Here is a 14,529-nt window from a genome sequence, read left to right as displayed (position 1 = left end):
CCGACGATGTCGATCGGCAGCGCGCCGATCTTCCAGCGGTAGAGCAGGTCGTTCAGGCAATGGCCGAAGCGCGACACCATGAGCAGCACCTTCATGCGCTCGTCGCTGTCGTTGAAGCGGTACGTCATCGCGAATTTCTTGCCGACGGCGGCGAAACCGGACTTGATCTCCTCCTCCGACACGCCTTCCTGGGACAGGAAGGTCAGGCGCATGAAGAACAGGCCCGTCACCAGGTCGTCGAACTGCGAGGAGTCCGAGATGTAACACCCCTTCTCGGCGAGGTAGCCGGTGATCGCGGCGACGATGCCGCGGGTCGATTGGCAGGATACGGTCAGGACGTGGCTTTTCATCGTTCGATCTCGCGTTCGGCCGATGCTGGGGCGAAGCATCGGCGATCCCCTTCTCATGCGGCCGCACCTGCGGCATGGCGCATATTTCAGGCCGCTCGCGCCAGCGCAAGCCCCTGCAATGACGAGAAGCTACGCCGCCTCTTGCAAGGAATCCCTCCGGTTCGCGACATCCAATGCGTCGAAAATGCCAAGAGACCGGCCCTCGCCTGTTTGCGACGCCGGGAAAGGCTCCACCATGAGGGATACGGCCCGCCGATTCTTTCAGCAATGCAAGGCCGCCGAAAATCCGCCTGGACACTATTATGGACACATGTTCTATAAAATGGACAGATTCGACAGGAGCCCGCCATGCATCTTTCCATGTGGACCTACCCCTGGGACATCCAGGACCAGGGGCTGGAGGCGTTTGCCGCCGAACTTTCCGGCCGCGCCGGCCTCGACACGGTGAGCCTTGCGACCTCCTACCATGCCGGCCGCTTCCTGCAGCCGCGCAGCCCGACGCAGAAGGCCTATTTTCCGGAAGACGGCACGGTCTATTTCCGCCCCGACGAAACGCTCTGGCAGGGCAAGGCCATCCGCCCGCTGATGGCGCAAAACGTCGCCGAACGCGGCGACATGCTGGCGGCGCTGACGACGGCGCGCGAAAAAACCGGCCTGAAGGTCTCGTGCTGGACGGTCTGCCTGCACAACAGCCGCCTCGGCATGCTGCATCCGGACCACGTCACCCGAAACGCCTTCGGCAACGCCAACACTTACAATCTCTGCCCGTCGAGCCCGGCGGCGCGCGACTATGTCGTCACCCTCGTGCGCGACATCACCACGAATTACAAACCCGACATGCTGGAGCTCGAAAGCCCGAACTTCATGGGCTTCGCGCACGAATATCACCACGAAAAGGACGGCGTCGGCCTGAATGCCGAGGATGATTTTCTGCTCTCCCTCTGCTTCTGCGACCACTGCACCGCACGCGCAGAAAAGGCGGGCGTGCCAGTGGAAGGGGCCCGCAAGACGGTCGCCCGCTTCATCGCCGAACTCTGCGAGCGGGCCGTGCCGGAGAAACAATTTTCGGATTTCCCCGAGTCCGGCATCGACGCCTTCCGCGACCACCCGGAGCTGCACGCCTTCCTCCAATGGCGCAGCGAGCCCGTGACGAGCCTGATCGGCGAGATCAAGGCGGCGGCAAGCCCAGTAACCCGCATCGTGCTGATCGACCTCAAGGACGGCTGGCTCGGCGGCGTCGATCTAAAAGCCGTCGGCAAACTCTGCGACGGCGCGATCCTCTGCTGCTACGACATGACGCCGGAGGCCGTCGGCGAGGTCATCCGCACCGGCCGGGCCGCCCTCGGCGCGGACAAATTCCTCGGCCTCGGCCTGCGCGTCTTCTATCCCGAGGTCGGCGAACCGGCGATCCTTGCCGCACGCGCCAGGGCCGCCGTCGACGCGGGCGCCGACGGCGTGAATTTCTACAATTACGGGCTCATTCCGGCAAAACGCCTCGACTGGGTGAAGGCGGCCGTCGACGCGATCAGCCCGTGATCGGCTCGGCGACCTGGATCAGGCAATCGCCGGCCTGGCTGTCGCAATGCAGGCGATGGGAAATGACGATGCCGCCTTCGGCAAAGCGCAGCGCCTCCTCCGCCTGCTCCAGCCGTTCGAGATCGTGATACCAGCCGGCCAGATCGCCCGCCGAGACCACGGCCCCCGGCGCCACCGCCGGCTCGAACCAGCCGCGCCGGCCGGCATAGATGCCCTGGCTGTGGCGGGAGAGCGAAAGCAGCTGCAACGCCTGCGGCACCGGCAATGGCGCCCGCGACAGAACCGGCGCCTCGACAAGGCCGAGGACAACCAGCAGCCGGTCGATCGCCGCCGCCGTAAAAGCCATCGTCTCCGGCGTCACCGTACCGCCGCCGCCGAATTCGCCGGAGAGGCCGATCGTGCCGGCCCGGCCCGCGGCCCCCATCGAGGTCGGTGCCGTCGGCCCGTTATCCGCGATGAAAGCGTGCGAGGCGCCCATCGCCCGCATCAGCGAAACCGAGCGCTCGAAACGGGCCGCATCCGCCTGCCGCTCGATCAGCGTGCAGGGCAGGTGCGCCATGGACGTGCCGCCCGAATGCAGGTCGAGCACCACGTCATGCGCCGGGAAAAGCGTGTGTTCGAGGAAATGCGCCATCCGCGCCGTCGGCGTGCCGGCCGGATCGCCGGGAAAGGCCCGGTTGAGATTGCCGCCATCGAAAGGCGAGCAACGTTTCGCCGCCATCACCGCCGGCAGATTGGCCATCGGCAAAATGGTGATCGCACCGCGGATCTTGTCGACATCGAGCAAACGCATCAGCCGCCCGAGCTGGAGCTCGCCCTCATATTCGTCGCCATGGTTGCCCGCCATCAGCAGCAGGCTCGGCCCCGCGCCGTTCTTGAGGCGCAGGATCGGGATGCGGATCTGATAATAGGGCGAACGGTCGACCGAATAGGGAATGGCAAGATGACCGGTCTGCCGGCCATCCTGCGCAAAATCGATCGGATTGACGATGCCGCTATGCATTTGCGTCTCCCGTCATAGGGCGGCGACCGCGGTCATCTCGACGCGCAGGTCCGGGTCGGCCAGCCGCGCCTCGACGCAGGCCCGCGCCGGCGGGTTTTCCGGGTCGATCCAGGCATCATACACACCGTTCATCGCCTCGAAATCGATGATCGCCGGCAGGAAGACGTTGACGGCGAGCAGCTTCGAGCGATCCGTGCCGGCTTCCTTCAGGAGGGCGTCGATCTTGCCGAGCACGTCGCCCGTCTGGCCCTCGATGCCGGCCTTGCGGTCTTCCGCGACCTGGCCGGCAATATAGACGAGCCCACCGAAGCTGACGGCCTGGCTCATGCGCGAGCCCTTCTGGTAGCGTTGGATCATGGGGGAATTCCTTTCTGCTTGGGAAGATCAGCCGAAGCTGGTGAGATAGGCCGTCGTGACCGTGTGGTCGGGATCGAGGCCGTAGAGAATGGCGTGCCGGTCGAGGCAGGTACAGGGATGCGAGATGCCGAATTCGACCACGTCGCCGACGCGGACATCATCGCCGGAGAGCTGGACGAAGGCATGCTGGTCGTTGAGGCGCAGCACCTCCGCACTGGTGAAATCACCAAGCCGCGCCCCCTCGCGGTAGAGCGCAAGCGGCCGCGGCAGGCCCTGGTCGATCGCGACATCGCGAAGCCCCACGCCGCAGATCGCCAGCCCCGGCTCCGGAAGCGAGAGGACTTCCGCCCAGACCCGCAGCGCCGGCTGAAAACCCTGCCCGGCCGAGGTCGTTTCCCCGCCGATGCGGAAACCGCCGCGGGCATCGAGGCCGGCAAGACCGCGCTCATAGACGCCGTGATCGTGGAAGAAGATCGCCCCGCTGCGCAACACCAGACGGCAGGCGGGATCGGCCGCAACGGCTGCATTAAGCCCGGCGACCACCCGGTCGAAGAAGACGGAGCCACCGGCCGTCAGCAGAAGCGAGCGCTCCGGGCCGATGCGGGCGCGGACCTGCAGCAGGAAGGCCGCCGTCATCGCCATCAGCGCATCGATCCGGCGCAGGGTTTCCGTCGCATCCGCCGTGGCGGCCGCACCCTCATAGGCAGCAATGCCGCTCAGCCTGAAGCGCGCCGCCTCGGCCGTGAGGATCGCGTCGAGGACAACGCCCGCAGCCTCAAGGCTGCGCGCACCGGCGCGGCCGGCACCAAGCTCCACCAGCAGCCCGAGCGGCGGCAGGTCTTGCCGTTCCTGCCAGGCCGCCCGCAGGGCTTCGACGATGGCAACGGAATCGACGAAAATATGCACCTCCGCATCGGGGTAACCGGCAAGCAGGGACGCCAGCCGGCGCGCGGCGGCGGTGCCGCCGATCTCGTTGGCAAGAATCAGCCGGCGCTGGCCCGCCTTCAGCAGCACGGCGGCCTGTCGGATATCGGCAACCGTCGTGCCCCAGGCGCCGGCGGCGACGAGCGCATCGGCAATCGCAGCCGACATCGGCGTCTTGGCATGCGGCGCGATCTCGACGGCATGGTCCTTCACATAGGCCATCATCAGCGCGACATTTTTCGCAAAAGCCTGCCGGTCGAGCGAGATCAACGGCAATGCCATCACCCCGTCATAGGGCTTCCATCCCTGGCTGCCGATCGCATCGAGCGGCAAGGACGTGTGGCCCGGCGGAAAGCCGCGGATACGGTCGTCGATCAAGGGGCCGGTCGTTTGCAGGTCAGACATGATTTTCTCCTCTGACCGCCGCGAGATCGGCAATCCCGAGGCGGTAGGTATCGTTGGCGGTCGCGAAGAACAAAGCGCGCTGCTCCGCAAGCGAGAGGGAAGCGGCCACCGTGCGGAAGACGCCGTAGACCTCGTCGAAGGAGGCGTGCAGCCCGGCAACCGGGAAATCGCTGGCGAACATCGCGCGTGCCGGGCCGAAACAATCGAGGCAATGGTCGATGACCGGGCGCAGGCTTTCGAGCGTCCAGTCATTGTCATAGGCGACGAGATCGGAGATTTTCAGCCGCACATTCGCTTCCCGGCCGAGCGCCCGCAGACCATTGCGCCAAAGCGCCATGCCCTCGTCCGTGCGATCGATCGGGCTGCCCCAATGGTTGAGCACGAAAGGCGTTTCAGGAAAGGTGCGCACGAGGTCGAGCGCCTCCTCCATCTGCCAGGGAAAGAGCATCAGGTCGAAAACGAGGCCGAGGCGTGAGAGATGGGCAAGCCCCGCCCGCCAGGCAGGATCGGCCATGCGGTGGGCGCGCGGCGCAAAGCTTCTTGCCGGGTCCGGATGCCAGCTGACGATATCGCGGATTCCGACGACGTCGGGATTTGCCGCTTCGGCGTCCAGCAGGCCTATCGGGTCCGGGCCGTCGAGAGGAACACGGGCGACGTAGCGATGGGCGACGCCGGTGCTGCGGTCGAGGCCATCGAGCCACCGGCTTTCCTCCAGCGGATGCGCATCGGACCAGCCGGCTTCGACATGCACGGTGGCGACCACGTTCTGGCGAGCCGCATCGACCCGGTAGTCCTCGATGCCATAGTTGCGCAGGATCGGCGCGAGGTCGCCGGTGGCCTTCGCCAGCCAGGGATGGCGCTTCAGCGAGAGATCCCAGAGGTGATGGTGCGGGTCGATCACCGGACCGTCATAACGTGCCGTCATCGCCGCGCCTCGCGGCCGGAGATGAGCAGGAGCGCCAGGATCAGCGTGCCGAACATGATCGACCGCCAGCCGGGCGAGGCATTGACGACGGTGATGAGCGCCGTCGTGGTGACGAGCAGGATGGCGCCCGGAATGGTGCCGGCATAGGTGCCACGCCCGCCGAGGATGGAGGTGCCGCCGAGCACGACGGCGGCGATCGACGTCAGCAGATAGGGATCGCCGATGCCGACATAGCCCTGCCGGTTCATGCCGAGCACCAGAATGCCGGCAAGGCCCGCAAAGAAGCCCGACAGTGCATAAAGGATCAGCGTGTTGCGCGTGACGCTGACGCCGGAAAGCCGGGCGGCCAGCGGATTGGCCCCGAGCGCCAGGAACCGCGCACCGATCGGCATGCGGTGGATGAGCAGCAGCACGACGACCGAGACCACCAGCCACAGGATGACGCCCGCGGGGATTCCGAGCGGCCGCGCCTGGCCGAGCAGGATGACCGCCGGATTGCTGACGGTGACGGCGCTGCCGCCGGCGACGATGACGAGCAGGCCCTGAAGGAACGTCGCCATCGCGAGCGTCATGATGATCGGCGGTACGCGCAGATAGGCGGCACCCGCGCCGTTGAGGAAACCGATGCCGGTGGCAATCGACAGCGCCAGCGCGATGCCGACGAGGCCGGTCGGATCCCAGGCGGGCGAGATCAGCGGCAGCAGGATAGCCGTGACGGTGATGACGGCGCCCACCGAGAGATCGATGCCGCCCATCAGGATGACGAGCGTCTGGCCGGCGGCCGCGATGCCGATGACGGCGGCAAGCTCCAGCAGGTAGCGCAGATGGCCGTAGGCGCCGAAACCACGCAGCGCAAAACTCGCGACGAGCCAGACGAGCGCCACCAGCAGGAAGGTGAGCAACGGCGGATTGCGGAACACGGACCTTACGACGTTCATCGCCTCGCCCTCCCCTTCGCGAGAAGCTCCGGCACCGCGACGGCGCCGACGATGATCAGGCCCTGCGCTATATATTGCGCGACCGGCGGGAAACCGAGGAAGAACATCACGTTGATCATCACCGAGAGCAGCAGGCTGCCGCAGATCGCGCCGCGCATCGTGCCCTTGCCGCCGAGGAAGCCGACGCCGCCGAGCACGGCCGCGGCAATCGAGTTCAGCGTGAACGGCGTACCGATGACCGGATCGCCCGACCCAGTCTGCGCGGCGACGAAGAGGCCGGCGAGGGCCGCCAGCAGGCCGGACAGGGCGAAGGCGACGATTTTTACCCGCTCGACCGGCACGCCGGAGCGGAAGGCGCCGACCGGGTTGTCGCCGGCCGCATAGATGCCGAGGCCGAGCGGTGTCGCGAGAAACGCCTTCCAGGCGAGGACGATGACGACGAGCAGCAGGAAAGCGACGGGCGTGTGGCCGGCAAGCGTGGTCGACAGCCAATCCGGAATGAAGCCGCCCGGACGCGGCAGCAGGATGAGCGCGACGCCGGTGATGATGAAGGAACCGGCAAGCGTGACGATGATCGCCGGCAACCGGAGATGGGCGACGATGGCGCCGATGACGGCGCCGATCGCGAGACCCACGAAGGCGACGGCGAGAATGCCGCCCGGCACGCCGAGGGCGGTTCCCATCGTCGTGGCAGCGATCACCGCGCCGAGGCTGACCAGCGGTCCGATGGCAAGCGTGATGCCGCCATTCAGCATCAGCAGCGCCTGCGCCATGGTGACGAGCGCGAGCGGGAACCAGTTCTGCGTGAACTTGGAAAAGCCGCCGACCGAAAGGATGCCCGGGAAGAGCACCGCATAAAGAACGAGGAAAGCCGCGACGACCAGATAGAGGCCGCCAAGGCCGCGATTGCGCCGGCGCTGGATGGCGCCGTAGAGCCAGCTGGAGGACAAAACAGCGCTCATGCGGCGGCTCCCTGCGTGTTGATGCCCATGGCCGCGCCGACGATCGCCTCTTCGCTGATCGCGTCACCCGAAAGGCTCGCGGCAACGCGGCCTTCGCGCAGCACCACGACGCGGTCGCAAAGATGCACGAGCTCCGGCGTATCGGAACTGGCGAGGATGACGAGCCGGCCTTCGGCGGCGAAGGCGCGCAGCATCAGGTAGATTTCGCGCTTGGTCTCGATGTCGACGCCGCGCGTCGGGTCGTTGAGCAGCAGCACGGATGGATCGAGCGGCAGCCATTTGGCGAGCGCCACCTTCTGCTGGTTGCCGCCGGAAAGCGCCTGAACCGCGCGGTCGACGTCACCCTTGATGGTCAGCCGGCGCGCCAGATCGGCGATCAGCCCGGCCTCGGCACCCCGATCGCGAAAACCGTCCCGGGCAAGCCGGCCGAGCGAGGGCAGGATGAGGTTGGAAGCGATGGAATGGGGCAGCACCAGCCCTTCATGCTTGCGGTCCGCCGGCACATAGACGATGCCCGCCGCATTCGCCTCGCCGACATGGGCGGGCAGCGCGGCTTTGCCGGACACGTCAGCCTTGGAAGCCTTGGCGGGAATGGCGCCGTAGAGGCCGAGCAGCAGGTCTTCCTGCCCCTGCCCCACGAGCCCGCCAATGCCGACGATCTCGCCGGCGCGGGCGGAAAAACCGATATCGCGCACGACGCCCGCCGAAAAATTCTCCACGCTGATACGCGTCGCATCAGGATTGGCGGCTGGGCGTGGCGGGAAGAGATCGCCGGTCTCGCGGCCGACCATCAGGCGCACCAGCCCCTCGCCATCGATGCCGGCGAGCGACTGGTCGGCGGTGACGCCGCCATCCTTCAGCACCGTGACATGGGAGCAGAGCGCCTGCACCTCGTTGAGGCGATGGGAAATATAGAGAAGGGCCGTGCCGCGGTCGCGCAGCGTCCCGATCAGCCGGGCGAGAATGCCGGCCTCATGGGCAGAGAGCGAGGACGTCGGCTCGTCGAGGATCAGCACGCGCGGTTTGCGGAACAGCGCCTTGGCGATCTCCACCATCTGGCGGCGGCCGAGCGCCAGGTCCGCCACCGGCATGTCGAGCGGCTCGGTGAGGCCCACCATGTCGCAGACCTCGCGCACACCGCGGTGAAGCGCCCGGTAATCGATGAGGCCGAACCGGCGCGGGAAGGCGCCGAGCCCGATATTTTCGGCGATCGACAGGTCCGCCGTCAGGCTCAGCTCCTGCTGCACCACGGCGATGCCGGCCGCGCGCGCGCCGGCCGGGCTGAAACGCCCGACCGGCTTGCCATCGACGGAAATCGTGCCGCTATCCGGCTGGAGGGCGCCGGAAAGCAGGTTGATCAGCGTGGATTTTCCGGCCCCGTTCTCGCCCAGCAGGGCATGTACCCTGCCGGGGTGAAGGGCGATATCGACGCCCTTCAGAACGGGATTGCCAAAAAATCCCTTGAACACCTGCCGGGCTTCCAGCAGGGGTTTTTGCTCCGTCATCACGGCATCCTTCACGCGAATTACTGGGCCAGCAGCTTGTCGAACAGCGCCTTGTCGTAATCCGAGTAGATATAACCGTCGGCCGGGAAATCGGCGGCGCGGGCGAGATAGCCGTCGATCGTGCTGTCGTCGATGACCGGCAGCGGCACCTTGATGAAGGCCGGCACGTCCTTGCCCTCCAGCGCCTGCACGGCCGTATAGACCGAAAGCGCGCCGAGCCAGTTCGGCTGCATGGTCGCCCAGCCCTTCAGGCCCTTTTCCTTCCACAGTTCCAGGAACTGGCGGGCATTCTCGCCGCTCGTCGGCACCTGCTCGCGGCCCTGGCGATCGAACGCCATGACGGAACCGGCCGAAAGGGCGCCGCCGAGCGACAGCACGCCGTCGATTTCCGGATTGGCGAAGAGCAGGCTGGTCATCGCTTCCTGTGCGGGGGCGACATTGTATTCCGTGTTCGTCTCGGTGATGACTTCAAGGCCCGGATTGGCATCGAGCACCGGCTGGGCGCCCTTGCGGCGATCGTCGCTGACGGAAATGCCGGCCGGGCCGTTCATGACGATGATCTTGCCCTTGCCGCCGAGCTGCTCGACCATCCATTTGGCGGCGGTGGCGCCCCATTCGTTGGAATCGGTGTTGATCTTCGCCGTCACCTTGTCCGTGTTGACGAGGCTGTCGAAGTTCACGACGGCGATGCCCTTGTCGCAGGCATCCGAAATCACGCGGTCGAGCGCGTTGGAGGAGCCGGCGATGACGACGATGGCGTCGACATTGGCGTCGATCATCGACTGGATGTGCTGGATCTGCGTCTGCGCATTGCCCTGCGCGTCCGTGATCATCAGGTCCTTGACGAGGCCGGCCTTCTTCAATTCCTCCACTTCGGCCGAAATCGTGCCTTCCGTCTGCTTCATCCAGGTCGGCACCGAATAGATGTTCGCCCAGCCGACCGTGTAAGGCGCTTTGCGGTCGCCCTTGATGCAATTGGCGGCGGCGGACGCGGTGCCGGCAGAAAGCACGAGGAGGGCGGCGGCGGCAGCGCCCGCGAGAAGGCGGCGGCTGTTCTCGAGATTGTTCATTGTCGATCCCCTTTTTGTGCGGCAGCAGGAACGGGCTTGCCATCCGTCTTTGTCCAATATACCGTACAGATGATCTAAATACTGGACGACGCGATCTTATGCCGTTTTTTCCGCCTCGCAAGAGGGGTGCGGAAATTTCGCGCTGCGGCACCGCAGCACTGCGGATTGACAGATGTCACGGGCGGCGTGAGAAGCGTGGACGGCACGAAAAGGCAGGGACCGACGGGAATGGATGCAGTTCTGGATGAAGCAGCCGGCAAGCGCGCCCGCGGTCTCGACCGCGCCTTCGAGATCCTCGATTTCCTGCGCCAGAAGCGCCAGGCGCTGAAGCCGAACGAGATCGCCGCACAGATCGGCGCGCCGCGCTCGTCGGTCTACGAGCTGGTGAACCTGCTGCTGCGCAACGGCATTCTCGAATTCACCGGCGGCGAGGGCCGCGTCTATCTCGGGCGCAAACTCTATTTCCTGGGTGCCGCCTACGAGAACCATTTCGACTTCACCCGCGAATGCGAGACGGTGCTGGAACGGCTGGCCGACGAGACGCGCGAGACGGCACAGTTCTGCATGCTGGACGGCAACAAATACACCGTCGTGCGCATGCGCGAGGGCGCCCGGCCCTTCCGCATCTCCACGGATATCGGCCAGTCCGTGCCGATCCCGTGGACGGCCTCCGGCCGCCTGCTCGTCGCGCATCGGACGGATGAGGACATCCTCAATTTCATCCCGCCGCAGGATTTCCGCCTGCCGGGCGGCGAATGGCTCGACCCCCAGCACTTCCTCGCCGAAGTGCGCCAGGCCGAGCGCGAAGGCTTTTTCACCTTCAACAGCATCGTCGACAGTTTCACCCACTGCTTCGCCGTGCCCGTGATGGATGAAGAAGGCCACGCTGCTGCCACGCTCTGCCTCGTCACGCCGCGCGACGACGGGCTTGCCAACCGGGACCGCTATCTCGCCCGCCTGAAGGAAGCGGCAGCCAGCCTCAACCACGCGCCGACGCGGCCGAAGCGGGGTTGAATCTCACGTCTCGGATCGGTTGGATAGCCAGCTATCGATTCCAAGAGCCGCGGCGCGTCCGGTGGCAAAACAGGCCGTGAGCAGGTAGCCGCCGGTCGGCGCCTCCCAGTCGAGCATCTCGCCGGCGACGAAGACGCCTGGCAGCGCTTTCAGCATATAGGCCGCGTCGATCGCATCGAAGCGGATGCCGCCGGCGGACGAAATCGCCTCGGCAATCGGCCGCGGCCGCACGAGCCGGATCGGCAGGGCCTTGATCGCCGCCGCCAGCGCCTCCGGCGTCATCGCGGAAACGTCGGGGAAGCATTCGCGCAAGAGCGCCGCCTTGACGCCGTCGAGCCCCGCCCCCTTGCGCAGCCGGCTGGAAAAACTCGCCTTATTGCCCTGACGTGCAAGGTCGCCGGCAAGGCGCGCGATGGTCCGGCCCGGCGCCAGATCCAGCACGAGCGTCGCCGTCCCGTTCTGCTCCAGCGTATCGCGCAAGGCGGCGGCATGGGCATAGATCAGGCTGCCCTCCACGCCGGTCTTCGACACGACGAACTCGCCGGGAATGGCGCCCGCTGCCGAATGCGCCGTGACACCTTTGACCGGCGCCCCGGCAAATCTTTCGACGAAAAATGCCGACCAGTCCACGTCAAAGCCACAATTGGCGGGACGCAGGGGCGCGATCCCGACGCCCCTGTCCGCAAGTGTTTCGACCCAGGCCGCATCCGAACCAAGCCGCGGCCAGCTCGCCCCGCCAAGGGCCAGCAGAACCGCATCGAATTCCATCGTCGCTTCGCCTTCGGCCGTCTTGACGAGGAGACCTTCCGCCGCAAAACCACGCCAGCGATGACGCACGCGAATATCGACGCCCTGCTGTTCCAGCCGCGCCCGCCAGGCGCGCAGCAGCGGCGAAGCCTTCATCACGGGCGGAAACACCCGCCCGGACGTGCCGACGAAGGTTTCTGTGCCGAGCCCGAGCGCCCAGGCGCGCAAGTCCTCGGGCGTGAAGGCGTCGAGCGCCGCGCGCAGATGCTCGTTCGCCGCGCCAAAACGGGTGACGAAACGCGCATAGGCCTCCGAATGGGTGAGGTTGAGGCCCGACTTGCCGGCGAGCAAAAATTTGCGCCCGATCGTCGGCATCGCCTCCAGCACGGTCACCGCGTGCCCACGCGCCGACAGCATTTCTGCCGCCATCAGCCCGGCCGGCCCGCCGCCGACGATCCCGATGCGCCGCTTGTCCATTCCGCTTCCCGCCTTGAAAACCCTGGCCGTTCTCATAAATCGTCTGCGGCGGCTCCGCCAGCCGTGTATGGTCGCCAGGAGACGTGAAGGAGACGGACATGGACATCAAGCGCAACGGCACCAGCCCCTCGACGCCCGGCCCGGCGGATTATTTCACCGGCAAGGTGCGCCTCGACACGCCCTTCAAGGCGGAGGCGCCGGGACGCGCCGGCGGCGCGATCGTCACCTTCGAGCCCGGTGCGCGAACGGCCTGGCACACCCATCCGCTCGGCCAGCTCGTCATCGTCACCGCCGGCCTCGGCTGGGCGCAGCGCGAGGGCGGGCCGATCGAGGAAATCCGCCCCGGCGACGTCGTCTGGTTCCCGCCCGGCGAAAAACACTGGCACGGCGCCACCGACAGGACCGCGATGACTCATGTGGCCATCGCCGAATCGGAAAACGGTTCGCCGGTGACCTGGCTGGAGCAGGTGACGGACGAGCAATACCGCGGCACGGCCTGACGCTCAGGACGTGCCATATTTGCGCGTGGCGGGAACGCCGCCCGAGCCGTGGTGCCCGCCACGGCTCCGCCTATTGATGCTTCGATAAAGCGGTTTCTCTCGCCGCATTCGCGCTTCCGATCAGGCTGCTCGCCCGGATTTACAGCGCAAACAGCCGCAGGCGTCAGCCCGGAACGCCCGGCGCCTCATGCCCGGTCTGGGCGACATATTCGACGTAGCCGCCGGGATATTGATGCACGTCGTCGCCGTTGAGTTCCAGCACGCGGTTCGACAAGGCGCCGAGGAAATGGCGGTCGTGCGAGACGAACAGCATGGTGCCCTCATATTCCCCCAGTGCCTTGATCAGCATTTCCTTGGTGTCGAGATCGAGATGGTTCGTCGGCTCGTCGAGGATCAGGAAGTTCGGCGGATCGAACAGCATCGCCGCCATCACCAGCCGCGCCTTCTCGCCGCCGGAGAGCACCCGGCACCGCTTCTCGACATCGTCGCCGGAAAAGCCGAAGCAGCCGGCCAGCGTGCGCAGCGGCCCCTGCCCCGCGCGCGGAAACTCCGTCTCCAGCCATTCGAACACCGTCATCTCGCCGTCGAGAAGATCCATCGCATGCTGTGCAAAATAGCCGACCTTGACGCTCGCCCCGATCGTCACGCTGCCCTCGTCCGGTGTCGCGGCCCCCGCGACGAGCTTCAGCAGCGTCGACTTGCCGGCCCCGTTGATGCCCATCACGCACCAGCGCTCGCGGCGGCGGATGAGAAAACTGAAATCCCGGTAGATCGACCGACTGCCATAGGCCTTGTGCACGTTCTTGAGGTTGACCACGTCCTCGCCCGAGCGCGGCGCCGGCTGGAACTCGAACATCACCGTCTGGCGCCGGCGCGGGGGCTCGACGCGCTCGATCTTGTCGAGTTTCTTCACCCGGCTCTGCACCTGAGCCGCATGCGAGGCGCGCGCCTTGAAGCGCTCGATGAACTTGATTTCCTTGGCGAGCATCGCCTGCTGGCGCTCGAACTGCGCCAACTGCTGCTTCTCGTTCTGCGCGCGCTGCTGCTCGTAGAAACCGTAATCGCCGGAATAGGTCGTCAGCGACCCGGCATCGATCTCGATGATTTTCGTGACGATGCGGTTCATGAACTCGCGGTCGTGCGAGGTCATCAAGAGCGCGCCGTCATAGCCCTTCAAAAACTGCTCCAGCCAGATCAGGCTTTCGAGATCGAGATGGTTGCTCGGCTCGTCGAGCAGCATGACGTCCGGCCGCATCAGAAGAATGCGGGCGAGCGCCACGCGCATCTTCCAGCCGCCGGAAAGTTTGCCGACGTCGCCGTCCATCATCTCCTCGCTGAAGCTGAGCCCCGCCAGAACCTCCCGCGCCCGGCTCTCCAGCCCATAGCCGTCGAGCTCCTCGTAGCGCGCCTGCACCTCGCCGTAACGCTCGATGATCGTGTCCATCTCGTCGAGCCGGTCCGGATCGACCATCGCCGCCTCGAGTTCGTGCAGCTCCGCCGAGACCGTGCTCACCGGCCCCGCGCCGTCCATCACCTCGGTGACGGCGCTGCGCCCCGCCATCTCGCCGACATCCTGGCTGAAATAACCGATCGAAACATTCTTCTCGACGGAAACCTGCCCCTCGTCCGGCGCTTCCTGCCCGGTGACCATGCGGAACAGCGTCGTCTTGCCGGCGCCGTTCGGCCCGACAAGCCCGATCTTCTCCCCCCGGTTCAGCGCGGCGGACGCCTCGATGAACAGGATGCGGTGGCTGTTGGACTTGCTGATATTCTCGATGCGGATCATGGAAAAACGGGCCTCGTCATGTCCCGCGCC

The 14,529-nt window shown here is 66.2% G+C and carries 13 protein-coding genes and 1 pseudogene; 3 read left to right on the top strand and 11 right to left on the bottom strand.

Features of this window, described 5'->3' with window-relative positions; genetic code table 11:
* Positions 1–350: pseudogene (gene purU, locus VGN93_RS00575) on the bottom strand (formyltetrahydrofolate deformylase); the annotation flags it as partial.
* A gap of 348 nt (positions 351–698) precedes the next feature.
* On the opposite strand from purU, the gene VGN93_RS00570 reads away from it, so the two are divergent.
* Positions 699–1,886 carry a hypothetical protein gene (locus VGN93_RS00570; RefSeq protein WP_327505918.1) on the top strand — a complete coding sequence of 396 codons (1,188 nt, stop codon included), beginning with the start codon at positions 699–701 and terminating at the stop codon, positions 1,884–1,886.
* Here VGN93_RS00570 and VGN93_RS00565 read toward each other — a convergent pair.
* The 8 genes from VGN93_RS00565 to VGN93_RS00530 are packed head-to-tail and all read right to left on the bottom strand — an operon-like array spanning position 1,876 to position 9,975.
* Positions 1,876–2,889 carry a succinylglutamate desuccinylase/aspartoacylase family protein gene (locus VGN93_RS00565; protein ID WP_327505917.1) on the bottom strand — a complete coding sequence of 338 codons (1,014 nt, stop codon included), beginning with the start codon at positions 2,887–2,889 and terminating at the stop codon, positions 1,876–1,878. The genes VGN93_RS00570 and VGN93_RS00565 overlap by 11 nt on opposite strands.
* 12 nt (positions 2,890–2,901) lie before the next feature.
* Positions 2,902–3,246 (bottom strand): RidA family protein, encoded by a 345-nt coding sequence (locus VGN93_RS00560; RefSeq protein ID WP_327505916.1) that lies wholly within the window; start codon positions 3,244–3,246, stop codon positions 2,902–2,904.
* A 27-nt stretch (positions 3,247–3,273) separates the two neighbouring features.
* Complete coding sequence (locus tag VGN93_RS00555; RefSeq protein ID WP_327505915.1) at positions 3,274–4,575, bottom strand: alanine racemase; 1,302 nt, start codon at positions 4,573–4,575, stop codon at positions 3,274–3,276.
* Entirely contained in the window at positions 4,568–5,500 is a 933-nt protein-coding gene (locus tag VGN93_RS00550) for an amidohydrolase family protein (RefSeq protein ID WP_327505914.1), read from the bottom strand. The genes VGN93_RS00555 and VGN93_RS00550 overlap by 8 nt, the downstream gene beginning before the upstream one ends.
* Entirely contained in the window at positions 5,497–6,438 is a 942-nt protein-coding gene (locus VGN93_RS00545) for an ABC transporter permease (protein WP_327505913.1), read from the bottom strand. The genes VGN93_RS00550 and VGN93_RS00545 overlap by 4 nt, the downstream gene beginning before the upstream one ends.
* The gene (locus tag VGN93_RS00540) at positions 6,435–7,400 is read right to left on the bottom strand and encodes an ABC transporter permease (RefSeq protein WP_319324811.1); all 966 of its coding nucleotides are present in this window, start codon (positions 7,398–7,400) and stop codon (positions 6,435–6,437) included. The genes VGN93_RS00545 and VGN93_RS00540 overlap by 4 nt, the downstream gene beginning before the upstream one ends.
* Positions 7,397–8,905, bottom strand: a complete 1,509-nt coding sequence (locus VGN93_RS00535) for a sugar ABC transporter ATP-binding protein (RefSeq protein WP_319324810.1) — start codon at positions 8,903–8,905, stop codon at positions 7,397–7,399. Before VGN93_RS00535 ends, VGN93_RS00540 begins: the two co-directional genes overlap by 4 nt.
* A 20-nt stretch (positions 8,906–8,925) precedes the next feature.
* Complete coding sequence (locus VGN93_RS00530) at positions 8,926–9,975, bottom strand: ABC transporter substrate-binding protein (RefSeq protein ID WP_327505912.1); 1,050 nt, start codon at positions 9,973–9,975, stop codon at positions 8,926–8,928.
* Between the two features lie 228 nt (positions 9,976–10,203).
* On the opposite strand from VGN93_RS00530, the gene VGN93_RS00525 reads away from it, so the two are divergent.
* Positions 10,204–10,989 (top strand): IclR family transcriptional regulator, encoded by a 786-nt coding sequence (locus tag VGN93_RS00525; protein ID WP_327505911.1) that lies wholly within the window; start codon positions 10,204–10,206, stop codon positions 10,987–10,989.
* A 3-nt stretch (positions 10,990–10,992) separates the two neighbouring features.
* On the opposite strand, the gene VGN93_RS00520 is transcribed toward VGN93_RS00525, so the two are convergent.
* Positions 10,993–12,213, bottom strand: a complete 1,221-nt coding sequence (locus VGN93_RS00520; protein ID WP_327505910.1) for a TIGR03862 family flavoprotein — start codon at positions 12,211–12,213, stop codon at positions 10,993–10,995.
* A 98-nt stretch (positions 12,214–12,311) separates the two neighbouring features.
* Here VGN93_RS00520 and VGN93_RS00515 point away from each other — a divergent pair, with 98 nt between their 5' ends.
* Positions 12,312–12,713 carry a (R)-mandelonitrile lyase gene (locus tag VGN93_RS00515; protein ID WP_319324806.1) on the top strand — a complete coding sequence of 134 codons (402 nt, stop codon included), beginning with the start codon at positions 12,312–12,314 and terminating at the stop codon, positions 12,711–12,713.
* 163 nt (positions 12,714–12,876) lie between these two features.
* On the opposite strand, the gene VGN93_RS00510 is transcribed toward VGN93_RS00515, so the two are convergent.
* On the bottom strand, positions 12,877–14,499 hold the full coding sequence (locus VGN93_RS00510) for an ABC-F family ATP-binding cassette domain-containing protein (protein ID WP_327505909.1): 1,623 nt from the start codon (positions 14,497–14,499) through the stop codon (positions 12,877–12,879).
* Positions 14,500–14,529 lie beyond the last annotated feature (30 nt).

The sequence above is a fragment of the Shinella sp. genome, from assembly GCF_035998705.1.
Taxonomy (GTDB): domain Bacteria; phylum Pseudomonadota; class Alphaproteobacteria; order Rhizobiales; family Rhizobiaceae; genus Shinella.
This window is presented reverse-complemented; position numbering and strand designations above follow the sequence as displayed.